This is a genomic window from Kocuria sp. LUK (assembly GCF_021012935.1).
Taxonomy (GTDB): Bacteria; Actinomycetota; Actinomycetes; order Actinomycetales; family Micrococcaceae; genus Kocuria; species Kocuria flava.
On the sequence record NZ_JAJMZI010000001.1, the window covers coordinates 538,487 to 562,503 of the forward strand.

Consider the following 24,017-nt stretch of genomic DNA (forward strand, 5'->3'; position numbering starts at 1 on the left):
AGGCTCGGTGCATGACTTTCGTGACCGGTCTCCTCGTCCTCCTGCACCTCGTCGGCGCCGCCATCATCGTGGGCACGTGGATCTACACCATGAAGCGCCCCACCGTCTCGCCGGGCCAGTTCCACGCGTCGCTGCTGAGCCTGATCACGGGTCTGCTCCTGGTCGGCATCCACGAGATGGGCGAGGACCCGGTCAACCACGCCAAGGTCGCGGTGAAGCTGCTGATCGCCCTCGCCGTCGCGATCGCCGCGTTCGTCGGCCAGCGCCGGACGAAGCGCGGGGAGCCCGTCTCCACGGGCCTGGCCCACGCCGTGGGCGGGTCGGCGCTGATCAACATGGCGGTGGCCACCCTCTGGTAGGCCCTCCCGCTCCCGTCCCGGCCCCCGGTGCTGTCCGTCAGCGCCGGGGGCCGGCGTCGTCCCGGTCCGCGGGGTGCACGGGGGCGACCTCCGCGAGCCGCCAGCCGGCGCCGTCGTCCACCAGCCGCGCCTCGACCTCCTGGGCCCAGCCGTCCCCGGCGGGCACGACCGCAGGACCGGGGTCCCGCGGGGCGCGCCAGCCCTCCGCGCGCACCCGGGCCCGGAAGGCGGCCGTGCCCGGGCCGCGGGTCCCGGGCAGGGGACGGATCCGCTCCGCCGTGAGCTCGAGGGCGGCGAACGGGTCCGTGCAGCGGCGCGCCAGCTCCCCGACGAGCCGCCGGTCGGCCGCCAGGGCCGTGCTGCCCGCGGCGTGGACGCGCTCGAGCAGGGCCGCGTCCCCGGTGCGCAGCGCCCGTCCTCGCAGCCGCACCAGGTCGGCCAGGGCCTCGGCCGGGTCCCCGGTGGCCTCCGCAGCCGGTGCCGGGGCGGCCGGGGGCCCGGCCGCCCCGGCACCGCCCATGAGCCGCAGCGGTCCGGCCGCCGGCACGGGCTCCGCCGCGGGTCCGGAGTTCCCCGGCGGTGCCGGCACCAGCGCCCCGAACAGCAGCCAGCCGGTCAGCAGCGCCGCCGCCGGGGCGAGCAGGAGCGTCGCCGCCCGGGCCGGGACAGGCCGGTTCCCGTCCCGTCCCGCCGTGGGCCGCCGCGCCCGGCTCCCGGGGCGTCCCCCCGCGGGGCGCCGGAGCGTCGGCCGGGAGCCCGCGTCGCCGCCCGCCCGGCGCCGCCCGGACGCCGCGGAGGCGCCGTCGCGGTCACCGGGGCCGGGGACCGGCGCGGACGCGTCCGCCGGAGACGTGCCGGCGGCCGGTTCGGGACCGTCGACGGGGGCGGCCCCGGGGACCGGGGGCGCGCCGGTCGCCCGTGCGGCCCTCCCGCCGGGGGCCGGTCCCTCGGCGCCGCCCGACCCCGTCGGGGCGGCCGTGCGCGCCACCAGCTCGGCGGCCGTGGGCCGGCGTGCGGGATCCTCGGCGAGCGCCGCCTCCACCGCGGCGGCCAGCTCCGGCCCGGACCCGGGGCAGAGCAGCCCCAGCGGCGGACGGCCGGTCCCCGGCCGGGGCCACCGTCCGGTCATGGCCCACCACACGAGCGCGCCGAGGGCGAGCACGTCCTCGGCCGGGTCCGGTCCCTCGGCACCGGGCGGGAGCCCGGCCCCGGTGAGGACCGCCCCCTCCGCGCCGGGCCCGCGCAGCAGCACCCGCGCCGGGGTGAGCCGCCCGTGCCGCCAGCCCAGCCCGTGCAGGGCGGCGAGCCCGGCCGCCGCCCCGCGGAGCAGCGCGGCGGCCGCACCGGGGTCGAGCGGGCCGTCCGCGCGCACGCGCTGCTCGAGGGAACCACCGGCCACGTGCTCCTCGACGAGACCCGCGGGACGGCCGGCCGGGCCCGCCAGGGCGTGCAGGCGGACCAGGCCGGGCAGCTCCCGCCGCGCCAGCTGCACGGCGGCCGCCCGGGCCGCGGCCGCGCCGTCCGCACCGGCGCACCGGCGCAGCACGAACGGCTCGCCGGTGCGGGTCTCCCGGACCAGCCAGGTCCGGGCGCCGAGGGCGCGCACGGGCACCAGGCCCTCCTCCGGGGCCAGCACCGGGGGCGGGAGCGCGCCGCCGTCCTCCGGGGGGTCCCCGGCCGCTGCACCCCCGTGCCCGTGCCCCGGGCCCGGCACGCCTCCCCCGGCGGCGGGCCCGCCGGGGCCGGAGGTGCCCGGCCGGTCGGCGGGCCGTGGCCGGGCCTGCCGGCCGGGCGGGGCCACGGGCTCCGCGGGCTCCCCCGCGGTCGCGGCCGCGAGCCGGGCCCGCGGCGTGGCCCCGCCGGTCCCGCCGGCCCCCGTGGACCGGCCGCGCCGGGCCGGGGGCCGGCGCCCCCCGTCCGTCCGCCCGCCCTCCGCCCGGCGGGCCGGGCCCGCGACCCGGCCCGGGTCCTGCTGCTCGTCCTGTCCCCTGCTCCGCTGCACGGGACCACCATGCCCCGCCGCCGGGTCGGCGCGGGGGCGCTGTCCACAGCCGTCACGGGGTCCGGGCCCGTCGGTGCACCGCGATAGGCTGGGCCCATGTCCCTCACCTTCCACCGCGTCGGGTTCGCCCCCGACCTCGTCGACTACCGGGCGGCCCTGGAGCTGCAGCAGGAGGTCCACCGCCGGGTCGTGGCCGGCGAGCGGGACAACACCCTGCTGCTGCTGGAGCACCCGCCGGTCTACACGGCGGGCCGCCGCACCGAGCCGCACGAGTACCCCTACGACGGCACCGAGGTCGTCCCGATCGGCCGCGGCGGCAAGCTGACCTACCACGGGCCCGGGATGCTGATCGGCTACCCGATCGTGCGGCTGCCCGTCCCGATCGACGTCGTGCGCTTCGTGCGTCAGCTGGAGCAGGTCCTCGTGTCCGTGCTCGCCGACCTGGGCGTGGCCGCCACCACCGTGGAGGGCCGCTCCGGCGCGTGGGTGCTCGCCGACGAGCGCGGCCCCGACCGGAAGATCGCCGCGATCGGCGTGCAGGTCTCCCGCCGGGCGACCATGCACGGCTTCGCGCTCAACTGCTCCAACGACCTGCGCCCGTTCGGCAAGATCATCCCGTGCGGGATCACGGACGCCTCGGTCACCAGCATCTCGGCCGAGACCGGCCGGCTCGTGACCCCCGCGCACGTGGTCGGGCGCGTCGAGCAGGAATTTTCCGCCCGCGCCGCCGAGTTGTGCGAACAGTTCACCCCCGCGGGCGCACCCGCCCCGCTGCCGCGGCCCACCGCCGTCGGCTGATCCGCACCGGGCCCCGCAGCGAGGGGTCCGGGTGCCCGCCGTCGAGACCCCGACCTAGGAGACCGACCATGACCGTTGCCCCCGAGGGCCGCCGCCTGCTGCGCGTCGAGGCGCGCAACGCCCAGACGCCGATCGAGAAGAAGCCCTCCTGGCTGAAGAACACCGCCCGCATGGGCCCGGAGTTCCAGGAGCTGAAGTCGCTCGCCCGCGGCAAGGGCCTGCACACGGTCTGCGAGGAGGCGGGCTGTCCCAACATCTACGAGTGCTGGGAGGACCGCGAGGCGACGTTCCTGATCGGCGGGTCCAAGTGCACGCGCCGCTGCGACTTCTGCGACATCGCCACCGGCAAGCCGGACCTGCTCGACGTCACGGAGCCCCGCAAGGTCGCGGAGTCCGTCAAGGAGCTGGGGCTGCGCTACGCGACCGTCACGGGCGTGGCCCGCGACGACCTCGACGACGGCGGCGCCTGGCTCTACGCCGAGACGATCCGGGCGATCCACACGCTGAACCCGAACACCGGGGTGGAGATCCTCATCCCCGACTTCCAGGGCAAGCCGGACCGGCTGCAGCAGATCGTCGACGCCGGGCCCGAGGTCTACGCGCACAACGTCGAGACGGTCCCGCGGATCTTCCGCCAGATCCGCCCCGCGTTCACCTACGAGCGCTCCCTCGACGTCATCACCCAGGGCAAGGAGGCGGGGATGATCACCAAGTCGAACCTGATCCTCGGCATGGGCGAGACCAACGAGGAGATCCACGAGGCGCTGTGCGACCTGCACGACGCCGGGTGCGACATCATCACCCTCACCCAGTACCTGCGGCCCTCCCCGCTCTTCCACCCGATCGACCGGTGGGTGAAGCCGGAGGAGTTCGTGGAGCTCTCGCAGGTGGCCGAGGAGATCGGGTTCCTCGGCGTGATGGCCGGGCCCATGGTCCGCTCCTCCTACCGCGCCGGGCGGCTGTGGGCCCGCGCCATGGAGAAGTCCGGCCGGGAGATCCCCGCCCACCTCGCGCACATCGAGGACACCGGCAGCGCCTCGCAGGAGGCGTCCTCCCTCGTCGAGCGCCTGCGCTGAGCGGGCCGGGGGCCGCGCCACCGGCTAGACTGGACGCCGGACCGCCGCTGCGGACGTGCCCCCGGCACCTCCCCCGGCGTCCCGGATGTCCCGCCCGCACCACACAGACGAGGTCCCACCGTGTCACCCTCCACCGCCAAGTCGCGCGCCGCCTCCGCCGGGAGACCGGGCGGTAAGCCCGCCGGGAAGCCGTCCCGGGAGCAGCGCCGCGAGGAGAAGCAGCGGCGCCGGGCCGCCAAGGGCCCGGGGTTCCTCGGCCAGATCAAGCAGGTCTTCCGGATGACCCGGGAGACCGAGCCGAACATCGGCTGGTGGATGCTGCTCATCGGCCTCGCCGTGCTGGCCGTGTTCCTGCTGATCGGCCTGCTCACCGGCAACTGGATCACGTGGCTGCTGATCGGCCTGCCCTTCGCCGTGCTCTCCGCGTCCTTCTTCCTCTCCCGCCGGGCCGAGCGCGCCGCGTTCGCCCGGATCGAGGACCAGCCCGGGGCGGCCGGCGCGGCCCTGTCCTCCCTGCGCCGCGGGTGGATCGTCGAGGACCAGCCCGCCGCCATGGACCCCCGCACCCGCGACCTGGTCTTCCGCGCCGTGGGCCGCCCGGGGGTCGTGCTCGTCACCGAGGGCCCGTCGGGCCGGGTCGACAAGCTCGTGACCAAGGAGCGGCGCCGGATCGGTCCCGTCATCCAGAACGTGCCGATCCACGTCCTGAAGACCGGCAAGGGTGAGGGCCAGGTGCCCCTGCGCGAGCTGTCCAAGCGGATGAACAAGCTCGAGAAGAAGCTCACCAAGCAGGAGGTGCAGACCGTGCACCGGCGGATCAGCACCCTGGGCAACCGCCTGCCCATCCCCAAGGGGGTCGACCCCATGCGCGCCCGCCCCGACCGGCGGGCCATGCGCGGCCGCTGACCCGGTCCGCGACGACGGACGGAGGCGCTCCTCGCCGAGGGGCGCCTCCGTCCGTCGTCGCCGGCCCCGCGACCGGCGTGCGCGCGGCGCGGACGCGGGCGGCGTCCCCGGTGCCGGCTCAGCGCACCCGCACCAGCAGGGTCCCGGCGGCGCGGTCGTGCAGGCCGCGCTGGTCGGCGTCGAAGACCACTGCGGGGATCACGAGGCACAGCAGCACCGCGCGCACCACGGCCCGGGCGAAGCCCGCCGGGCGTCCCTCGAGGGTCTGCACCTGCAGCCCCGTGAGCAGGTGCCCCGGGGTGTGACCGGTGGCCCCCACGGCCAGGACGTTGAGCACCAGCAGCACCCCGAGCGTGACGAGGCCGTGGTCGTTCCACCCGGGCAGCAGCCACTGGGCCAGCGCCCAGCACAGGTACCAGTCCACGACCAGCGCCACGAGCCGGCGTCCCGGCCGCCCCACCGAGCCCGGGCCCTGCGCGGGCCGTCCGAGGCGCTCCCCGGGATGCCCGCCGCGGGTGCGCGGGCCCTCGAGCCAGGAGCCCAGGTCACGTCTGTCGATCATGGACCCCAGCGTATCGCCCGCCCGGCGCACGGCCGGCCTCGCCTAGACTGGTCGGAGCCGGCGCTCCTCCCCGCTGGGCGTAACACCGCGGAAACACCAGGGACACGGTCGCTTAATGGCCCCTCCGTAGCGTGGACAGCGGAAGAGGACGCCGCACGACGCTGCGGCACGGCCGTCCCGCCCACCTACCAAGGAGAACAGCAGATGTTCCAGACACCCGAGGAAGTCCTCGCGTTCATCAAGGACGAGGAGATCGTCTTCGTCGACATCCGGTTCACGGACCTGCCCGGCGTGCAGCAGCACTTCAACCTCCCGGCCAAGTCGGTGGACGGCGACTTCTTCGAGCACGGCCAGCTGTTCGACGGCTCCTCCATCCGCGGCTTCCAGGGCATCGCCGAGTCCGACATGCAGCTCATCCCGGACCCGTCCTCCGCGTTCGTGGACCCCTTCCGCGTCGAGAAGACCCTCGTGGTCACCTGCTCGATCGTCAACCCGCGCACCGGGGAGCCCTACCACCGCGACCCGCGCGGGGTCGCCGAGCGGGCCGAGGCCTACATGGCCTCCACCGGCATCGCCGACGTGGCGAACTTCGCCTCCGAGGCGGAGTTCTTCATCTTCGAGGACGTCCGCTACGACGTCCAGCCGCAGGGCTCCTTCTACGCCATCGACTCCGACGAGGCGCCGTGGAACACCGGCCGCACGGAGGAGGGCGGCAACCTCGGCAACAAGACCGCCACCAAGGGCGGCTACTTCCCCGTCTCCCCGGTGGACAAGCAGGCGGACCTGCGCGACGCGATGTGCGTGGCCATGGACGAGGTCGGCCTGGAGGTCGAGCGCTCCCACCACGAGGTCGGCGCCCCGGGCCAGGCGGAGATCAACTACCGCTTCAACACCCTCACCAGGGCCGCCGACGACCTGCTGAAGTTCAAGTACGTCATCAAGAACACCGCCGACGCCTTCGGCAAGTCCGCGACCTTCATGCCCAAGCCGGTGTTCAACGACAACGGCTCCGGCATGCACTGCCACCAGTCGCTGTGGAAGGGCGGCGAGCCGCTGTTCTACGACGAGAAGGGCTACGCCGGGCTCTCGGACCTGGCCCGCTGGTACATCGGCGGGCTGCTGGAGCACTCCTCGGCGGTGCTCGCGTTCACCAACCCGACCGTGAACTCCTACCGCCGCCTCGTGAAGGGCTTCGAGGCGCCGGTCAACATGGTCTACTCCCAGGGCAACCGCTCGGCCGGGATCCGCATCCCGATCACCGGCACGAACCCGAAGGCCAAGCGCCTCGAGTTCCGCGCCCCGGACCCCTCGTGCAACCCCTACCTCGCCTTCGCCGCGCAGCTGATGGCGGGCCTGGACGGGATCCGCAACCGCATCGAGCCGGCCGACCCGATCGACAAGGACCTCTACGAGCTGCCGTGGGAGGAGGCCAAGGACATCAAGAAGGCCCCGGGCACGCTCGAGGAGGCCCTGCAGGCGCTCGAGGAGGACCACGAGTTCCTGCTCGCCGGTGACGTCTTCACCGAGGACCTGATCGAGACCTGGATCGCGTACAAGCGCGAGAACGAGCTGCTGCCGCTGGCCGTCGTTCCGCACCCGCTGGAGTTCTCGATGTACTACGGCGTCTGATCGCCGCACGTCCAGGGCCCCGGATCCGCACGGATCCGGGGCCCTGCGCGTGCGGCGACACCGGCGGGCCGGTGCGGGCTCAGGTCCCGTAGAAGAGCCGCTCGAACACGGCCCGCGCGTGGCGGGTCGTGCGCAGGTAGTCCTCCTCGAAGCGCCCGGCCGCGCCGTGGGGATAGCCGCACCAGCGCGAGACCGCCTCGAGGTCCCCGCGCTTGGCGGGCAGCACGTCCGAGCGGCGCCCGGTGCGCAGCACGGTCCCGTTGCGCACGGCCGTGGCCAGCCGCCAGGCGGCCTCGAGCGCCGCGGCGTCCTCGGGGCGCAGCAGCCCCTCCTGCTCCGCCGCGCGCAGGGCCCCGAGGGTGCTCGTGGTGCGCAGCCCCTCGACCTCGTGGCCGTGCTGCAGCTGCAGCAGCTGCACGAGCCACTCCACGTCCGAGAGGCCGCCGCGGCCCAGCTTCACGTGCCGGGCCGGGTCGGCACCGCGGGGCATGCGCTCGTTCTCCACCCGGGCCTTCATCCGGCGGATCTCCAGCACCTGCCGCTCCGTGAACGCGCTCGGGTAGCGGTGGGGGTCGATCACCCGGCGGAAGGCCTCCGCGAGCGCGTCGCTGCCGGCCACGGGCAGGGCGCGGGTGAGGGCCTGGAACTCCCACGTCTCCGCCCACCGGGCGTAGTACTCGGCGTAGGAGCTCACCGAGCGCACCATCGGCCCCTGGCGGCCCTCGGGGCGCAGGTCGTTGTCGATCTCCAGGACGCGCTCGGCCACGATCGGCGGCGAGCACGGGGCCTTGAGCAGCTGCACCATGCGCTGCAGCAGCGTCTCGGCCTGCCGGCGGGCCGCGTCGTCGTCGGCGCCGTCGACCGGGCCGTACACGTAGACGACGTCCGCGTCGGAGCCGTAGCCGGTCTCGCGCCCGCCCTGGCGGCCCATGGCGACGACGAGGACCTCGGCGAGGCGGCCCTCCCGCCCGTGGACCTCGCGCTCGGCGACGTGCAGGGCACCGAGGATGCAGGCGTGGTCGACGGCGGACAGCGCCGCCACGACCTCCTCGACGTCGAGCAGGCCCGAGGTGTCGGCGAGCGCGATCCGCAGCTCCTCGCGCCGACGCAGCAGCCGGACCATGCGCACCGCCTCCGCGGACTCGGGGTGGCGCGACATCTGGGCCCGGATCTCCGCCCACAGCGCCTCGAAGGACGGCGGGCGCAGGTCGTCGTCGTGGCCCAGCCACGCCGTGGCCTCGGGGGAGTTCTCCAGCAGGTCGGTGACGTAGCGGGAGCTGGAGAGGATGTGGCACAGCCGCTCGGCGGCGGCGTTGGAGTCCCGCAGCAGGCGCAGGAACCACGGCGAGGTGCCCAGGGACTCCGCGAGCCGGCGGAAGCCCAGCAGCCCGGCGTCGGCGTCGACCCCGTCCGCGAACCAGCCCAGGAGCACGGGCAGCAGCGTGCGCAGGATCTCGGCGCGGCGGCTGACCCCGCGGGTGAGGGCCTCGATGTGGCGCACGGCGGCGCGGGGGTCGCGGTAGCCGAGGGCGGCGAGGCGGTCGCGCACCGACTCGGGCGAGAGCGTGGTCCCCGCCTCGGGCAGGTGGGCGAGGGCGGCGAGCAGCGGCCGGTAGAAGATCCGCTCGTGCATCCCCCGCACCGCGCGCTTGACCCGCCGCCACTGCTCGAGCAGCGCCTCCCCCGTGGGCAGGGACGTGTCCCCCGCCCCCCGCACCGAGCGGGCCAGCACGGTCAGCTCCTCCTCGTCCCGGGGCACGAGGTGGGTGCGGCGCAGCCGGAAGAGCTGGATGCGGTGCTCGAGCAGCCGCAGCCACCGGTAGTCGGCGCCGAACCGCTCGCTGTCGCGGCGGCTGATGTAGCCGCCCTCGGACAGCAGCGCGAGCGCCTCGGTGGTGGCGCGGGTGCGCACCCGCTCGTCCGTGCGCCCGTGCACGAGCTGCAGGAGCTGGACGGTGAACTCGACGTCGCGCAGCCCCCCGGGCCCGAGCTTGAGCTGGCGGTCCCGCTCGGCGTCGGGGATGTTCTCCGTCACCCGCCGGCGCATCGCCTGGACGGACTCGACGAAGTTCTCCCGGGCCGCGCTGCGCCACACGAACGGGTCGATCGCCTCCCGGTAGGCCCGGCCCAGGTCGGGGTCCCCGGCCACGGGGCGGGCCTTGAGCAGCGCCTGGAACTCCCAGGACTGCGCCCAGCGCTCGTAGTAGCGCACGTGCGAGTCGAGGGTGCGCACGAGCGGGCCGTCCCTGCCCTCGGGGCGCAGGTTCGCGTCGACCTCCCACAGCGGCGGCTCCTCGCCGCGGGCCATGACGGCCCGGGCGGTGCCGGTGGCCAGGGCCGTGGCCACCGCGGTCGCCTCCGCGGGGTCCAGCGGCGGGGCGCCGTCCGGGTCGGTCACGTCCATCACGTGCACGACGTCGACGTCGGAGACGTAGTTCAGCTCCCGGGCCCCGCACTTGCCCATCCCGATCACGGCGAGCCGGACCCGCTCGACGGTTCCCGGGTCCCACGTCTCGGCGGCCTCCGCCCGGGCCACGGCGAGCCCGGCCTCCAGGGCGGCGGCGGCGAGGTCGGCCAGCTGGCGCCCGACGGCGGGCATGTGCTCGGCCGGGCGGGCGGCGCCCAGGTCCCGGACCGCCACCCGGGCCAGCCCCCGCCGGTAGGCGGTGCGCAGGGCGGTGCGGGCGGGCTCGCCGGTCTCCGCCGCCACGGGGGTGGCGGCCCCGGGGTCGGCGCCGACGGCCTCGAGCAGCGCCGTGCGGAACTGCCCGGCCGGGATCTCCTCCGGCTCCGCGGCGGCGGGCTCGTCGAGCACGTCGAGGTGCTCCGGTCGGCGCAGCAGGAACTCCCCGAGCGCCTCGGAGGCGCCCAGCAGACGGAACATCGTGGCGGAGGCCTCCGGCCCGGCGTCGACGCGCCGCGCCAGGTCCGGGACCCGCTCGATCAGGCGCACGGTCTGGCGCAGGGCGGTGTCCGGGGAGGCCGCGAGCGCCAGGCCGTCGAGCAGGCGCTCGCGGTCCACGCCCGCGAGCTCGCGGAAACCCAGCCAGCGCTGGGCCTTCTCCAGGTTCGCGAAGCCCACCCGGATGAGCCGGCTCGCGGGGACGGGCGCGGCCGTGCCGCTGGGCTGGGGAGGCTGCGTCATGGCCCGCTCCGTCCGCGGCTCAGAGGATGCCGAGGTTGTTCTTGAGCTCGAAGTGCGTCACGACCCGCCGGTAGTCGTTCCAGTCGCGGCGCTTGTTGCGCAGGAAGTGCTCGAAGACCTGCTCGCCCAGCAGCTCCGCCATGAACTCGGAGTCCTCGGTCTCGCGGATCGCGTCGTAGAGGCTCGAGGGCAGCGGGTTGTGGCCGAGCGCGCGGCGCTCCGCGGAGCTCATGGCGGCGATGTCGTCCAGCTCGGCCGGCGGCAGCTCGTACTCGTTCTCGATGCCCTTGAGCCCGGCGGCGAGCAGCACCGCGTAGGAGAGGTAGGGGTTGGTGGCGGAGTCGATCCCGCGGTACTCCACGCGCGCGGCCTGCACCTTGTCGGGCTTCGACAGCGGCACCCGCACCAGGGCGGAGCGGTTGTTGTGCCCCCAGGACAGGTAGGAGGGGGCCTCCCCGCCGCCCCACAGCCGCTTGTAGGAGTTCACGAACTGGTTGGTGATCGAGGTGAACTCCGGGGCGTGGCGCAGCAGCCCCGCGATGAAGTGCCGGGCCGTGCGGGAGAGCCGGAACTCCGCGCCCGCCTCGAAGAACGCGTTGGTGTCGCCCTCGAACAGCGAGAAGTGGGTGTGCATCCCCGAGCCGGGGTGCTCGGTGAAGGGCTTGGGCATGAAGGTCGCGTAGAGGCCCTGGGAGAGCGCGACCTCCTTCACGACGGTGCGGAACGTCATGATGTTGTCGGCCGTCTGCAGCGCGTCGGCGTAGCGCAGGTCGATCTCGTTCTGCCCGGGACCGGCCTCGTGGTGGGAGAACTCCACGGAGATCCCCACGGCCTCGAGCATCGCGACGGCCTTGCGGCGGAAGTCCTGGACCACGCCGCCGGGGACGTGGTCGAAGTAGCCCTCGTGGTCCACCGGCACGGGTTCGCCCTCGGCGTCGAGCTGGTCGGACTTCAGCAGGTAGAACTCGATCTCGGGCGCCGTGTAGCAGGTGAAGCCCATGTCCGAGGCCTTCTCCAGCACCCGGCCCAGCACGCCGCGCGGGTCCGAGGAGGACGGCTCGCCGTCGGGGGTGAGGATGTTGCAGAACATCCGGGCCGTCGGCTCCGTCTCCCCGCGCCACGGCAGGATCTGGAACGTGGAGGGGTCCGGCTGCAGGAGCATGTCGGACTCCGACACGCGGGAGAGCCCCTCGATGGAGGAGCCGTCGAAGCCCAGGCCCTCCTCGAAGGCGGCCTCCACCTCGGCGGGCGCGAGCGCGACGGACTTCAGGGCGCCCACGACGTCGGTGAACCACATGCGGACGAAGCGGACGTCGCGCTCCTCGATGGTCCTGAGCACGAACTCCTGCTGACGGTCCATGGTCCTCTTCCCTCGTCGTCTCCCCGGCCCGCCCCGGCCGCTGGCGGGACCGGGGAACCGGGGACGTGGCTGTCCCGCCCACTCTAACGCGCCGCCGGAGCGGGCCCGGGGGCGCGGGCGCGCCCGATAGGCTGGGCGCATGACCCAGCAGCCCCAGGACGGCCCCCGCCCGGCGACCGGCGCGCTCGACGTGCGCCGGGTCCGCACCCACCACCTGCGCGAGGCCAAGCGGCGCGGGGAGCGGTTCGCCATGCTCACGTGCTACGACGCGCTCACCGCGGCGGTCTTCGACGCCGCCGGCGTCGACGTGCTGCTCGTGGGGGACTCGGCGGGCAACACCGTGCTGGGCCACGCGACGACCCTGCCGGTGACGGTCGGGGAGCTGCTGCCCCTGTGCCGGGCGGTCGCCGGGGCGGCGCAGCGGGCGCTCGTCGTCGTCGACCTGCCCTTCGGCTCCTACGAGGCCTCCCCGGAGCAGGCGGTCGGCACCGCCGTGCGGTTCCTGAAGGAGGGCGGCGCGCACGCCGTCAAGGTCGAGGGCGGGGCGTGGTTCGCCCCGCACGTGCGGGCGATGACGCAGGCGGGGGTCCCGGTCGTGGCGCACATCGGCTTCACCCCGCAGAGCGAGCACGCCCTGGGCGGCTACCGGGTGCAGGGCCGCGGCGAGGCCGGGCGGGCCCTCGTCGAGGACGCCCGGGCCCTGGAGGAGGCCGGGGCCTTCGCCGTGCTGATGGAGATGGTCCCGGCCGAGGCGGCCGCCGCCGTGGACGCCGCCGTGCAGGTGCCGACCGTGGGCATCGGCGCGGGGGCGACGACGACGGGCCAGGTGCTGGTGTGGCAGGACATGCTGGGCCTGCGCCAGGGGCGCATGCCGCGCTTCGTGCGCCGCTACGCGGACCTGCACGGGGTCGTCACCGAGGCCGTGGGCCGCTACGTCGAGGACGTGCGCGAGGGCCGCTTCCCGGCCCCCGAGCACGGCTTCTGAGCCGGTCGGCTCACCCCTCGCGGTAGGCCTCGTCCTCCTCGTCCCAGCGGCGGGTGCGCTCGGCGGCCAGCCGCAGCGCGTTCTCGGCCTCCTGCCGGGTCGCGTAGGGCCCCAGGAGCTTGCGGTAGTCGGACTGCGGGCCCTCCTCCACCTGCTCGGTGTAGAGGTTGAACCAGTACTCGCTCATGCCGCCTCCTCGTCTCGGGCACCCGGGCTGCTCGGCGCCCCGGCGCGTTAGGGTAGATCCTAGGCCCGGACCCGCACCGACGGGGCCGGGCGGTCCCGATCCAGGAGGTCCAGTCCCCCGTGCCCTCGCACAACAGCCCCGCTCCCGCCGCCGGCGCCGCACCGCTCGGCACCCTCGCCCCCGGCACCGTGGGCCCCGCCCGCCCCGTGCCGCCCGCCATCCCCCGCCCCGAGTACGTCGGGCGCGCGGAGCCGGACGAGGGCCGGTCCGGGGACGTCTACTCCCCCGAGGACGTCGAACGGATCCGGGCCGCCGGGCGGATCGCCGCCCGCGCGCTGCAGGAGGCCGGGTGCGCCGCCGTGCCCGGGACCACCACGGACGAGCTCGACCGGATCGCCCACGAGTACCTCTGCGACCACGGCGCCTACCCCTCGCCCCTGGGCTACCGGGGGTTCCCGAAGTCGATCTGCACCTCCCTCAACGAGGTCATCTGCCACGGCATCCCGGACTCGACGGTCCTCGAGGACGGCGACATCGTCAACCTCGACGTGACCGCGTACAAGGACGGCTTCCACGGCGACACGAACCGCACGCTGCTGGTGGGCGAGGTCGACGAGCAGTCCCGGCTGCTCGTGGAGCGCACCGAGGAGGCGCTGCGGCGGGCCGTCCGGGCGGTGCGCCCCGGCCGGGAGATCAACGTCGTGGGCCGGGTGATCGAGAAGTACGCCCAGCGCTTCGGCTACGGGGTGGTGCGCGACTTCACCGGCCACGGGGTCGGCCGCGAGTTCCACTCCGGGCTGATCGTCCCGCACTACGACGCCGCGCCCTCCTATGCCACGGTCATGGTCCCCGGCATGGTCTTCACCATCGAGCCCATGCTGACCCTGGGCACCGTGCAGTGGGAGCAGTGGGACGACGACTGGACGGTCACCACCCGGGACCGCCGCCGCACCGCCCAGTTCGAGCACACGCTGGCGGTCACCGAGGACGGCGCCGACGTCCTGACCCTGCCGTAGACTGCCGCCCTGAACTCCCGCCCCGAGAGGACCGCTCCATGACCACGCCAGACACCACCGTCGTCCCCGTGCCCAGCCGCCGGGTGATCGGCATCGACTTCGGGGGCACCGGGACCAAGGGCGGCATCGTCGACCTGGACACCGGTGAGCTCGTGGGCGAGCGCTTCCGCATCGCCACGCCGCGGCCGGCAACCCCCGAGGCCGTGGCCGAGGTCGTGGCGCAGATCGTGGACGAGCTCCAGTCCCGCCCGGAGGCGCCCGAGCCCGACTCCCCGGTCGGCATCGTCTTCCCCGCGATCATCAAGGACGGGGTCGCGCTCTCGGCGGCGAACATCGACAAGTCCTGGATCGGCACCGACGTCGACGCCCTGATGACCGAGCGCCTGGGCCGGCCCGTCGAGGCCCTCAACGACGCCGACGCGGCCGGGCTGGCCGAGGCGGTCTACGGGGCCGGGCGCGGCGTGAAGGGCCTGGTGATCGTCATCACCCTCGGCACCGGGATCGGCTCGGCGCTCGTGATGGACGGCAAGCTCGTGCCCAACGCGGAGCTCGGCCACCTCGAGATCGACGGCCACGACGCCGAGACCCGCGCCTCCGCCGCGGCCCGCGAGCGGGAGGACCTGCCGTGGAAGAAGTGGGCGACCACGCGCCTGCAGCGCTACTTCAGCCACGTGGAGTTCCTCTTCACCCCGAGCCTGTTCATCGTGGGCGGGGGCGTGTCGAAGAAGGCCGAGAAGTTCCTCCCCCACCTCTCCCTGCGCACGCCCGTGGAGGTGGCCCGTCTGCGCAACAACGCGGGCATCGTGGGCTCTGCCCTGTGGGCCTCCGTGCCGCACGACGCCGAGGGCTGAGCGCCCGGCCGCACCCGCGCACCGGACGCCCGGGGTCCCGCCGCAGCGGCGGGACCCCGGGCGTCCGTCGTCCGGGGAGCACGTCCGGCGGGCGCGGCGCACCGTGCCGGTCCGGGAGAGCACCCGGGCAGAAATAAACCCGCCGGGGCCGCGGCTTCCCCTCCGCGGCCCCGGCGGGAGCCTGTTGTGAGCACCACTCTACGACCGGTCCCCGCATCGGGCAAGAGACACGCCGGATTTCTTCACCTCGTCCTCAGGTCGAGACCTCGAGGGGTGGAAAACCTTCAACCTCCACCCGAGGGCGAGGCGTGCTCAGAGCAGGCGGGGCTGCGTGAGGCCCTCCCCGTTGCGGGCCCGGGGCCGCCGCCCGGAGCGCTTCTTCGGCCCCGCGCCCGGCGGGTCGACGGTCGCGGGGATGGTCTGCTGGCCGCTGTGCTCGGCCTGCTGGGCGCGCAGCAGCTCGATGGCGTCCTCGAAGTCCTCCAGTCCGCCGAAGGCCTGGTAGACGCTCGCGAAGCGCAGGTAGGCGACCACGTCGAGGCGGCGCAGCGGCGCGAGGATCGCCAGGCCCACCTCGTGGGCCTCGATCTCGGCGGCGCCCGCCGCACGGATCGTCTCCTCGACCTCCTGGGCGAGCATCGCGAGGTCGTCCTCGCTGACCGGGCGCCCTTGGCAGGCCTTGCGCACGCCGTTGACGATCTTCTGCCGGTCGAACGGCTCGGTCACCCCCGAGCGCTTGATCACGGAGATGGTCGTGGTCTCCAGCGTCGTGAAGCGCCGCCCGCACTCGGCGCACTGGCGGCGGCGGCGGATGGAGGTGCCGTCGTCCGTGGTGCGGCTGTCCACGACGCGCGAGTCGGTGTGCCGGCAGAAGGGGCAGTGCACGCGGGATCAGTCCCCGGTGCGCATCGTGACGGCCCGCCCGTGGGCGGGCAGGTCCTCGCACTCGGCCAGGGCCACGACGTCCTCGCCGATCTCGGCCAGTGCGTCCCGGGTGTACTCCACGACCTGCACGGCCTTGAGGAACGAGGTGGTGGACAGCCCCTGGGTGTGCACCGCGGTGCCGCCGGTGGGCAGCACGTGGTTGGACCCTGCGGCGTAGTCGCCCAGCGGGACGGGGCTGTACGGGCCCACGAAGATCGCCCCGGCGTTGCGGACCCGGGCGGCGACCTCCCGGGCGTCGGCGGTGTGGACCTCCAGGTGCTCGGCGGCGTAGGCGTCGGCCACGGCCACCGAGGCGTCGAGGTCGTCGGTGAGCACGACGCCCGACTGCGGCCCGGTCAGGGCGGTCGTGATCCGCTCGCGGTGCTTCGCGGCGGGGACCTGGCGCTCGAGCTCGGCGGCGACCCGCCGCGCGAGCTCCGGGGAGTCCGTGATGAGCACGGACCCGGCGGCGGGGTCGTGCTCGGCCTGGGAGATGAGGTCGGCGGCCACGTAGGCGGGGTCGGCGGTGTCGTCGGCGAGCACGGCGATCTCGGTCGTCCCGGCCTCGGCGTCCACGCCCACCACCGAGCGCAGCAGCCGCTTGGCGGTGGCGACGTAGACGTTGCCCGGGCCCGTGACGGTGTCGACCGGCTCGAGGACGTCCTCGCCGTCGCGCACGCCGTAGGCCATCGCGGCCAGGGACTGCGCCCCGCCGATCGCCCACACCTCCTCGACACCCAGCAGCCCGGCGGCGGCCAGGATCGTGGGGTGGGGCAGCCCGCCGAACTCGCGCTGCGGCGGGGAGCACAGCACCACGGAGTCCACGCCGGCGGCCTGGGCGGGCACGACGTTCATCACCACCGAGGAGGGGTAGACCGCCAGGCCACCGGGCACGTAGAGCCCGGCGCGGCGCACGGGGGTCCACCGCTGCACGAGCACGGCGCCGGGGGCGACCTCGAGCCGGGCGTCGGCCGGGCGCTGGGCCTCGGCGAAGGCCCGGGTGCGCGCGATCGCGGTCTCCAGACCGCGGCGCACCGCGGGGTCGAGGGCGTCGACGGCGCGGCGGATCTCCGCCGGGTCCACGCGCAGGCGCTCCTGCTCCACGCCGTCGAAGCGGCGGGCGTAGCCGCGCAGGGCGGCCGCACCCTCGGTGCGCACGGCCGCGAGGATCTGCTCGACGGCCTCCTCGGCGGAGGCCCGCGAGCCGGCGCTCTGCCGCGGGACGACCGCGCGCAGCTCGGACCAGGACAGGCGGCGCCCGCGCAGGTCGATGGTCCGCAGGGCCGGGGTCGTGGTCGTCTCAGCTGTCGTCACGGCATCCATGGTATTCCACCGGGGCGGCCCGCCGCTGGCCGGGCCGCGGCCGCCCGGTCCCGCCGGCGGGGCGGCCCGGCCTCAGACCTCCAGGCAGGTGGGCCCGAGCAGGACCTTGAGGTCGCCGAACAGCGCCGGCGACGGGTTGACCCGCAGGTCCGGTCCCAGGCGCAGCACCTGCACCTTCTGCCGGGTCTCGAGGTGGATGCGCACCTCGGAGTCGCCGCGGTGGTTGCGCAGGACCGCGCCGATCTCCTTGACGGTCGCCTCGGTGGCCCGGAACTCCGGCAGCGCGATGAGCACCGGCCCGCTGTGCCCGTCGGCGCTGAGCTCGGGCACGGTGAGCTCCTGGGCGGAGATGGTCACCGAGCCGTCGTCGCGGCGCTGCAGCCGGCCCTTGATCACGCAGATCAGGTCCTCGGCGAGCACGCCGGCGATGGGCGCGTAGGCCTTGCCGAAGAACATCACCTCGATCGAGCCCGTGCGGTCCTCGAGCTCCACGCGGGCGTAGGCGTTGCCGGAGGTCTTCGCGATCCGCCGCGACAGGGAGGTGATCATCCCCGCGACCGTCACGACCGCGCCGTCCGGGCGCCCGTCCTCCCCCAGCAGCGGCTGGACCGCGGTGTCCGCGTACTGGCCCAGCGCCTCGTCGAGCCCGCGCAGCGGGTGGTCGGAGACGTAGAGCCCCAGCATCTCCCGCTCGAAGGCGAGCAGGTCCTTGCGCTCCCACTCCGGCACCTCCGGGACCGCGACGGTCAGGGACGCCGTCGGGTCGTCCTCGTCCAGGCCCATGCCGCCGAACAGGTCGAACTGGCCGGCGGCCTCCTGTCGCTTGACGGCCACGGTCGCGTCGACCGCCTCCTCGTGGCACATCACCAGCCCCCGGCGGGTGTGGCCGAGGCGGTCGAAGGCCCCGGCCTTCACGAGCGACTCGATGGTGCGCTTGTTGCACACGACGGCCGGGACCTTGGCCAGGAAGTCGTTGAAGGAGGTGAACTCCCCCTTCTCCTCGCGGGCCTCGACCATCGCGGTGACCACGTTGGCGCCGACGTTGCGCACCGCGCCCATGCCGAAGCGGATGTCCGTGCCGACGGGGGTGAAGTTCAGGGCCGACTCGTTGACGTCCGGGGGCAGGACGGTGATGCCCATCCGCCGGCACTCGTTGAGGTAGAGCGCGAGCTTGTCCTTGTCGTCGCCCACGGAGGTCAGCAGCGCGGCCATGTACTCGGCCGGGTAGTGGGCCTTGAGGTAGGCCGTCCAGTAGGAGACGAGCCCGTAGGCGGCGGTGTGGGCCTTGTTGAACGCGTAGTCGGAGAAGGACTCCAGGACGTTCCACAGCGTCTGGCAGGCGTCCAGGGAGTAGCCGTTGGCCTGCATCCCCTCGAAGAAGACAGCCTGCTGCTTGTCCAGCTCGGACTTCTTCTTCTTGCCCATCGCCCGGCGCAGCAGGTCCGCCTGGCCCAGGGAGTAGTTGGCCAGCTTCTGCGCCGCGGCCATGACCTGCTCCTGGTAGACGATCAGCCCGTAGGTGGTGTCGAGGATCTCCGCGAGCGGCTCCTCGAGCTCCGGGTGGATCGGGGTGATCTCCTGCTGGCCGTTCTTGCGCAGGGCGTAGTTGGTGTGCGAGTTCACGCCCATGGGCCCCGGGCGGTACAGGGCGAGCACCGCCGAGATGTCCTCGAAGTTGTCCGGGCGCATGAGCTTGAGCAGCTGGCGCATCGGCCCGCCGTCGAGCTGGAACACCCCGAGGGTGTCGCCGCGCCCCAGCAGCTCGTAGGAGGCGGCGTCGTCGAGGGCGAGGGTCTCGAGGTCGAGCTCGAAGCCGTCCCGGTTGAACGCGATGTTCTCCAGGGCGTCGGAGATGATCGTGAGGTTGCGCAGGCCCAGGAAGTCCATCTTGATCAGCCCGAGCCCCTCGCACGTGGGGTAGTCGAACTGCGTGATGACCTGGCCGTCCTGCTCGCGGCGCATGATCGGGATGACGTCGATGAGCGGGTGCGAGGACATGATCACGCCGGCGGCGTGCACGCCCCACTGGCGTTTGAGGCCCTCGAGGCCCTGGGCGGTCTCGAAGATCTTCTTCGCCTCGGGGTCCTCGGCGAGGATCTCGCGCAGCTCCTCGGCCTCCCCGTGGCGCTTGGCGGAGGTGTCGTAGACGTCCTTGAGGGAGATGCCCTTGCCCATGACGTCCGGCGGCATCGCCTTGGTGAGCCGCTCGCCCATGGAGAACGGGTAGCCGAGCACGCGGGAGGAGTCCTTCAGGGCCTGCTTGGCCTTGATCGTGCCGTAGGTGACGATCATCGCCACGCGCTCGTCGCCGTACTTCTCGGTGACGTAGCGGATCACCTCGGAGCGGCGGCGGTCGTCGAAGTCGACGTCGAAGTCGGGCATGGACACGCGCTCGGGGTTGAGGAAGCGCTCGAAGATCAGCCCGTGGTCCAGCGGGTTCAGCTCCGTGATGCGCATCGCGTAGGCCACCATGGAGCCGGCCCCCGACCCGCGGCCCGGTCCGACGCGGATGCCGTTGTTCTTGGCCCAGTTGATGAAGTCCGCCACGACGAGGAAGTAGCCGGGGAAGCCCATCTGGATGATGATGCCGATCTCGTAGTCGGCCTGGCGCTGGCACTCCTCCGGGATCCCGCCCGGGAACCGGTGGTGCATGCCCTTCTGCACCTCCTTGACGAACCAGGACTCCTCGTCCTCGCCCTCGGGCACCGGGAAGCGCGGCATGTAGTTCGCGGAGGTGTCGAACTCGACGTTGCAGCGCTCGGCGATCTCGAGGGTGTTGTCGCAGGCCTCGGGGAAGTCGCGGAAGAGCTCGCGCATCTCCGCCGGGGACTTCAGGTAGAACTCGTCGGCGTCGAACTTGAACCGCTTGGGGTCGGCCAGCGTCGAGCCCGACTGCACGCACAGCAGCGCCGCGTGGGACTTCGCGTCCTCGGCGTGGGTGTAGTGCAGGTCGTTGGTCGCCACGAGCGGCAGCTGCAGGTCCTTGGCGAGCCTGAGCAGGTCCGAGGTGACCTGCTTCTCGATCCCCAGGCCGTGGTCCATGAGCTCGCAGTAGAAGTTCTCGGCCCCGAAGATGTCGCGGAACTCGGCCGCGGCGGCCCGGGCCTCCTGGTACTGGCCCAGGCGCAGCCGGGTCTGGACCTCCCCGGAGGGGCAGCCGGTCGTGGCGATCAGCCCCTTGCCGTAGGTGTTGAGCAGCTCGCGGTCCATGCGGGGCTTGTACAGCTGGCCCTCGAGGGAGGCCAGGGAGGAGGCCCGGAAGAGGTTCTGCATGCCCTCGGTGGTCTCCGCGAGCAGGGTCATGTGCGTGTAGGCGCCGCCGCCGGAGACGTCGTCGCGCCCGCCGTCGGCGAACTTCACGCGCGTGCGGTCGCTGCGGGCGGTGCCCGGGGTCAGGTACGCCTCGACGCCGATGATGGGCTTGATCCCGGCGTTGCGGGCCTTGTCCCAGAAGTCGAAGGCGCCGAACACGTAGCCGTGGTCGGTGCTCGCCAGGGACGTCATGCCGAGCTCGTGGCAGGCCTCGAAGAGGTCGTCGAGGCGGGCCGCGCCGTCGAGCATCGAGTACTCGGTGTGCACGTGCAGGTGGGTGAAGCTGTTCTTGCCGGTCGCCGTCGTCACCCGACCAGTGTAGTGGCCCGCGCCGTGCGCGCGTCCGCCGCCCGGGCGCGCGCCCGGGCGGGCCCGGGGGCCCGCCGGGTCAGGCGGGCCCGCCGTCCCGGAGGGTCTCCAGGGCGAAGGCGAGGTCCGGCGGGTACGGGCTCTCGTACTCGACCGGCTCGCCCGTGCCGGGGTGCTCGAAGCCCAGGCGGCGGGCGTGCAGCCACTGGCGGGTCAGGCCCAGCCCGGCGGACAGCGCCGGGTCGGCGCCGTAGGTCAGGTCCCCGCAGCAGGGGTGGCGCAGGGCCGCGAAGTGGACGCGGATCTGGTGGGTGCGCCCGGTCTCGAGGTGGACCTCCACGAGGGCGGCGCGCCCGAAGGCCTCCAGCACCTCGTAGTGGGTCACCGCCCGCCGGCCGTCCTCGACGACCGCGAAGCGCCACTCGTAGCCCGGGTGCCGGCCCACGGGGGCGTCGACGGTGCCGCGCAGGGGGTCGGGCAGGCCCTGGACCACGGTGTGGTAGACCTTCGTGACCGTCCGCTCCTTGAACGCCCGCTTGAGCAGGGTGTAGGCGCGCTCGGTCCGGGCCACGACCATCAGCCCGGAGGTCCCGACGTCGAGCCGGTGCACGATGCCCTGCCGCTCGGGCGCGCCCGAGGTGGTGATCGCGATCCCGGCCCCGGCCAGGGCGCCGACGACGGTCGGGCCCCGCCACCCGGGCGAGGGGTGGGCCGCGACGCCCGGGGGCTTGTCCACCACCACGATGTCGTCGTCGAGGTGGACCACCCGGAAGTCCTCCACGAGCTGCGGGACGACCGCTCCGGGGTCCTCCGGGACGGGCACGTGCACGACGAGGGTCTGCGAGGCCTCCACGCGTGCGGACTTGGCCAGGGCCCGGCCCCGGTGCAGGACCCGGCCCTGGGCGCACAGCTCCGCGGCGACGGTGCGCGACAGGCCGGTGAGGGCGGCCACGGCGGCGTCCGCCCGGGCGCCCTCGAGCTCGGCCGGGACGGTGAAGCGCTCCTCGGTGTGCGCGGGCTCAGCCACGGGCCTGCTCCTCCGGTCCGGGCGCGCCGGCGGGCTGCCCGTCCCCGGGCGCCGCGGTCCCCCCGGCGCCGCGCCCGGTCCTCGTGCCGTCGAGCTCGCGGCCCAGCAGGGTGAGCAGGACGACCAGGCCCACGCCCACGACCACGCCGCAGTCGGCGACGTTGAAGATCGCGAAGCGGGGCACGGCGATGAAGTCCACCACGTGCCCGACGCCGAAGCCGGGCTCGCGCAGCAGCCGGTCCGTGAGGTTGCCCAGGGCCCCGCCGAGGACGAGCCCGAGGGCGAGGGCCCAGGCGCGGGAGCGCACCCTGCGCAGCGTGAGGGCGACGGCGACGGAGACCACCGCCATCACGAGGGTGAACACCCAGGTGATGTCCTCCCCGAGGGAGAACGCCGCCCCGGGGTTGCGGATGAACTGCCACCACAGCAGCCCGTCGACGACGGGCACGCGCACGCCCGGCACGAGCCGGGCCACGGCCCACCACTTGGTGAGCTGGTCCAGGGCGTAGACCAGCAGTGCGGCCCCGACGGCCAGGGGCAGCACGCCGCGGCGGGCGGCGGGCGCGGGGCGGGCCGCGGGGTCCCGGGGGCGGTCGGTCATGGTCTCCTCGGCCGGGTCCGGCTCAGGCACGGTCCGCGGGGACCTCGGCGGACGGCTCGGGCTCGGGGGACGGGGTGGCGTCGAGGTCGCGCAGCTGGTCCTGGATGTAGCCCTTCAGGCCCGTGCGGTAGCGCTGCTCGAAGTCGCGCAGCCCGGCGACCCGGGCCTCGAGCTCGCTCTGCTCCTGCTCCAGCACCGACAGCGTCTGCTCGCGGGTGCGGCGGGCGTCCTCGACGAGCTCCTCGGCCTGGGCGCGGCCCTCCGCGACGAGGCGGTCGCGCTCGGCGGTGCCCTCGGCGACGTAGTCGTCGTGCAGCTTCTGGGCCATGGCCAGCACGCCGGCGGCGGACTGCGCGGCGTCGGGGGCCGCGGTGGCCGGCCCGGCCGCCGGCCCCGCGGCGACCGCGGCGGCGGGGGTCTCCTCGACCCCGGCCGCCGGGGCGGCGGAGGTGCCTTCCGCCGGGCCGGGCTGCTCCTCGGCGGGCGCGGCGGCGGGGCCCGTCCCCTTCGGGGCCACGGGGTGGCCGGCGGCCTCGAGCTGCTTCTCGAGGTCGGCGTTCGCCTGGTTCAGCCGGCGCAGCTCCACGACGATCTCGTCGAGGAAGTCGTCGACCTCGTCCTGGTCGTAGCCCTCGCGGAACTTGGTGGGCTGGAACCGCTTGTTGATGACGTCTTCGGGGCTCAGGGCCATGGGGCTCTCCTCCTCGGGAAGGGCGGGCGCGGCGACGGGCGCGCCCGGTGGCGGCGGGGGTCCGCCCGGTCCCAGGCTACCGGGGCCGGGCGGGCGGGTCAGACGAGCAGGGAGCCGACGATGCTCTGCACGATGCTGACCGCGAAGATCAGGATGAGGAAGCCGAGGTCCAGGGCCACGCCGCCGAAGCGCAGCGGCGGCACGAGGCGGCGGAGCAGGCGCATCGGGGGGTCCGTGAGCGTGTAGACGGCCGAGGCCACCACGAGGGCGGCACCGCGGGGCCGCCAGTTCCGGGCGAACATCTGCACCCAGTCCAGGACCAGGCGGCCCAGCAGCGCCACGTAGACGAGGTGGAGGGCCAGGTACAGCACGGACAGCAGCAGGCTCATGGGGTGTCCCGGTCCTCGCGGTCGTCGTCGGTCCCGTCCGCGTCCTCGGCAGGGCCGGCCTGGCCCACGACCTCGACGTAGGACGGGGTGAGCAGGAACACCTTGCCGGTGACCCGCTCGATGGACCCGTGCAGCGCGAACACCAGTCCGGCGGAGAAGTCGACGAGCCGCTTGGCCTCGGCCTCCCCCATGTCGGAGACGTTCATGATGACGGGCGTGCCCTCGCGGAAGGCCTCGCCGATGGACTTCGCGTCGTTGTAGGACCGGGGGTGGACCGTGGTGATCGTGCGCAAGGTCGAGCTGTCCTCTCGGGAACGGGCGCCGGCCCGCTTGATGGGGGTGACCGGGGCCCGGTACTCCGCGGGGCGCCGCGTCGCGACGGCGGCCGCCGGCTCGGGGGTGCGGGCCTCCCGCGGCTCCTCGCGGACCGCGACCGCGGACGAGTGCTCCTCACGGGCCGGTGCGTCGTCGTAGTCCTCGTCCGTCTCGGCCAGGCCGAGATAGATCATGGTGCGGCGCAGGGCTCCGGCCATGGTGCTCTCCTTGGGGAAGGTCTGTCGGTGCG

Annotated in this window: 21 protein-coding genes; 8 read left to right on the forward strand and 13 right to left on the reverse strand. The window is 74.3% G+C overall.

Annotation, left to right across the window (positions count from 1 at the left end):
- Nucleotides 1-11 precede the first annotated feature (11 nt).
- Nucleotides 12-359 (forward strand): hypothetical protein, encoded by a 348-nt coding sequence (locus LQU92_RS02460; protein WP_101852518.1) that lies wholly within the window; start codon nucleotides 12-14, stop codon nucleotides 357-359.
- Between the two features lie 37 nt (nucleotides 360-396).
- Here the strand turns inward: LQU92_RS02460 and LQU92_RS02465 are convergent, their stop codons facing one another.
- Entirely contained in the window at nucleotides 397-1,971 is a 1,575-nt protein-coding gene (locus tag LQU92_RS02465) for a hypothetical protein (protein ID WP_230660454.1), read from the reverse strand.
- Between the two features lie 486 nt (nucleotides 1,972-2,457).
- Here LQU92_RS02465 and lipB point away from each other — a divergent pair, with 486 nt between their 5' ends.
- From lipB to LQU92_RS02480, 3 genes are all read left to right on the forward strand, one after another.
- A complete protein-coding gene (gene lipB / locus LQU92_RS02470; protein WP_230660457.1) occupies nucleotides 2,458-3,159 on the forward strand; it encodes a lipoyl(octanoyl) transferase LipB in 702 nt (233 codons plus the stop codon).
- A gap of 68 nt (nucleotides 3,160-3,227) precedes the next feature.
- Nucleotides 3,228-4,235: a lipoyl synthase gene (gene lipA / locus LQU92_RS02475; RefSeq protein ID WP_230660460.1), complete on the forward strand. Its 1,008-nt coding sequence runs from the start codon at nucleotides 3,228-3,230 to the stop codon at nucleotides 4,233-4,235.
- Between the two features lie 120 nt (nucleotides 4,236-4,355).
- A complete protein-coding gene (locus tag LQU92_RS02480; protein WP_101852521.1) occupies nucleotides 4,356-5,141 on the forward strand; it encodes a DUF4191 domain-containing protein in 786 nt (261 codons plus the stop codon).
- A gap of 118 nt (nucleotides 5,142-5,259) precedes the next feature.
- Here the strand turns inward: LQU92_RS02480 and LQU92_RS02485 are convergent, their stop codons facing one another.
- The gene (locus LQU92_RS02485) at nucleotides 5,260-5,703 is read right to left on the reverse strand and encodes an RDD family protein (protein ID WP_101852522.1); all 444 of its coding nucleotides are present in this window, start codon (nucleotides 5,701-5,703) and stop codon (nucleotides 5,260-5,262) included.
- Nucleotides 5,704-5,907: 204 nt separating this feature from the next.
- Between LQU92_RS02485 and glnA (LQU92_RS02490) the strand changes: the two genes are divergently transcribed.
- The gene (gene glnA, locus LQU92_RS02490; RefSeq protein WP_058858583.1) at nucleotides 5,908-7,332 is read left to right on the forward strand and encodes a type I glutamate--ammonia ligase; all 1,425 of its coding nucleotides are present in this window, start codon (nucleotides 5,908-5,910) and stop codon (nucleotides 7,330-7,332) included.
- Nucleotides 7,333-7,411: 79 nt separating this feature from the next.
- Here glnA (LQU92_RS02490) and LQU92_RS02495 read toward each other — a convergent pair whose 3' ends face one another.
- Entirely contained in the window at nucleotides 7,412-10,477 is a 3,066-nt protein-coding gene (locus tag LQU92_RS02495; protein WP_230660464.1) for a bifunctional [glutamine synthetase] adenylyltransferase/[glutamine synthetase]-adenylyl-L-tyrosine phosphorylase, read from the reverse strand.
- 19 nt (nucleotides 10,478-10,496) lie between these two features.
- Nucleotides 10,497-11,837: a type I glutamate--ammonia ligase gene (glnA, locus tag LQU92_RS02500; RefSeq protein WP_230660467.1), complete on the reverse strand. Its 1,341-nt coding sequence runs from the start codon at nucleotides 11,835-11,837 to the stop codon at nucleotides 10,497-10,499.
- Between the two features lie 139 nt (nucleotides 11,838-11,976).
- Here glnA (LQU92_RS02500) and panB point away from each other — a divergent pair, with 139 nt between their 5' ends.
- Entirely contained in the window at nucleotides 11,977-12,822 is an 846-nt protein-coding gene (panB, locus tag LQU92_RS02505; protein WP_101852526.1) for a 3-methyl-2-oxobutanoate hydroxymethyltransferase, read from the forward strand.
- A gap of 10 nt (nucleotides 12,823-12,832) precedes the next feature.
- On the opposite strand, the gene LQU92_RS02510 is transcribed toward panB, so the two are convergent.
- On the reverse strand, nucleotides 12,833-13,009 hold the full coding sequence (locus LQU92_RS02510) for an SPOR domain-containing protein (RefSeq protein ID WP_143709912.1): 177 nt from the start codon (nucleotides 13,007-13,009) through the stop codon (nucleotides 12,833-12,835).
- A 119-nt stretch (nucleotides 13,010-13,128) separates the two neighbouring features.
- Here LQU92_RS02510 and map point away from each other — a divergent pair, with 119 nt between their 5' ends.
- Both map and ppgK read left to right on the forward strand, forming a co-directional pair.
- The gene (gene map / locus LQU92_RS02515) at nucleotides 13,129-14,025 is read left to right on the forward strand and encodes a type I methionyl aminopeptidase (RefSeq protein ID WP_230660470.1); all 897 of its coding nucleotides are present in this window, start codon (nucleotides 13,129-13,131) and stop codon (nucleotides 14,023-14,025) included.
- 38 nt (nucleotides 14,026-14,063) lie between these two features.
- A complete protein-coding gene (ppgK, locus tag LQU92_RS02520; protein WP_230660473.1) occupies nucleotides 14,064-14,876 on the forward strand; it encodes a polyphosphate--glucose phosphotransferase in 813 nt (270 codons plus the stop codon).
- 312 nt (nucleotides 14,877-15,188) lie between these two features.
- Here ppgK and nrdR read toward each other — a convergent pair whose 3' ends face one another.
- The 8 genes from nrdR to LQU92_RS02560 all read right to left on the reverse strand — a co-directional run bounded on the left by nrdR (nucleotide 15,189) and on the right by LQU92_RS02560 (nucleotide 23,985).
- Nucleotides 15,189-15,761 carry a transcriptional regulator NrdR gene (gene nrdR, locus LQU92_RS02525; RefSeq protein WP_101852529.1) on the reverse strand — a complete coding sequence of 191 codons (573 nt, stop codon included), beginning with the start codon at nucleotides 15,759-15,761 and terminating at the stop codon, nucleotides 15,189-15,191.
- A 6-nt stretch (nucleotides 15,762-15,767) separates the two neighbouring features.
- Nucleotides 15,768-17,123 (reverse strand): histidinol dehydrogenase, encoded by a 1,356-nt coding sequence (gene hisD / locus LQU92_RS02530; RefSeq protein WP_230660475.1) that lies wholly within the window; start codon nucleotides 17,121-17,123, stop codon nucleotides 15,768-15,770.
- Between the two features lie 72 nt (nucleotides 17,124-17,195).
- Complete coding sequence (dnaE, locus tag LQU92_RS02535; RefSeq protein ID WP_101852531.1) at nucleotides 17,196-20,744, reverse strand: DNA polymerase III subunit alpha; 3,549 nt, start codon at nucleotides 20,742-20,744, stop codon at nucleotides 17,196-17,198.
- A gap of 79 nt (nucleotides 20,745-20,823) precedes the next feature.
- Nucleotides 20,824-21,771 carry an RluA family pseudouridine synthase gene (locus tag LQU92_RS02540; protein ID WP_230660478.1) on the reverse strand — a complete coding sequence of 316 codons (948 nt, stop codon included), beginning with the start codon at nucleotides 21,769-21,771 and terminating at the stop codon, nucleotides 20,824-20,826.
- Nucleotides 21,764-22,372 carry a signal peptidase II gene (lspA, locus tag LQU92_RS02545; RefSeq protein WP_230660480.1) on the reverse strand — a complete coding sequence of 203 codons (609 nt, stop codon included), beginning with the start codon at nucleotides 22,370-22,372 and terminating at the stop codon, nucleotides 21,764-21,766. Before lspA ends, LQU92_RS02540 begins: the two co-directional genes overlap by 8 nt.
- 22 nt (nucleotides 22,373-22,394) lie before the next feature.
- The gene (locus tag LQU92_RS02550; RefSeq protein WP_230660482.1) at nucleotides 22,395-23,063 is read right to left on the reverse strand and encodes a DivIVA domain-containing protein; all 669 of its coding nucleotides are present in this window, start codon (nucleotides 23,061-23,063) and stop codon (nucleotides 22,395-22,397) included.
- Between the two features lie 98 nt (nucleotides 23,064-23,161).
- Nucleotides 23,162-23,452 (reverse strand): YggT family protein, encoded by a 291-nt coding sequence (locus LQU92_RS02555; protein ID WP_058858573.1) that lies wholly within the window; start codon nucleotides 23,450-23,452, stop codon nucleotides 23,162-23,164.
- On the reverse strand, nucleotides 23,449-23,985 hold the full coding sequence (locus LQU92_RS02560) for a cell division protein SepF (protein WP_101852533.1): 537 nt from the start codon (nucleotides 23,983-23,985) through the stop codon (nucleotides 23,449-23,451). Before LQU92_RS02560 ends, LQU92_RS02555 begins: the two co-directional genes overlap by 4 nt.
- Nucleotides 23,986-24,017 lie beyond the last annotated feature (32 nt).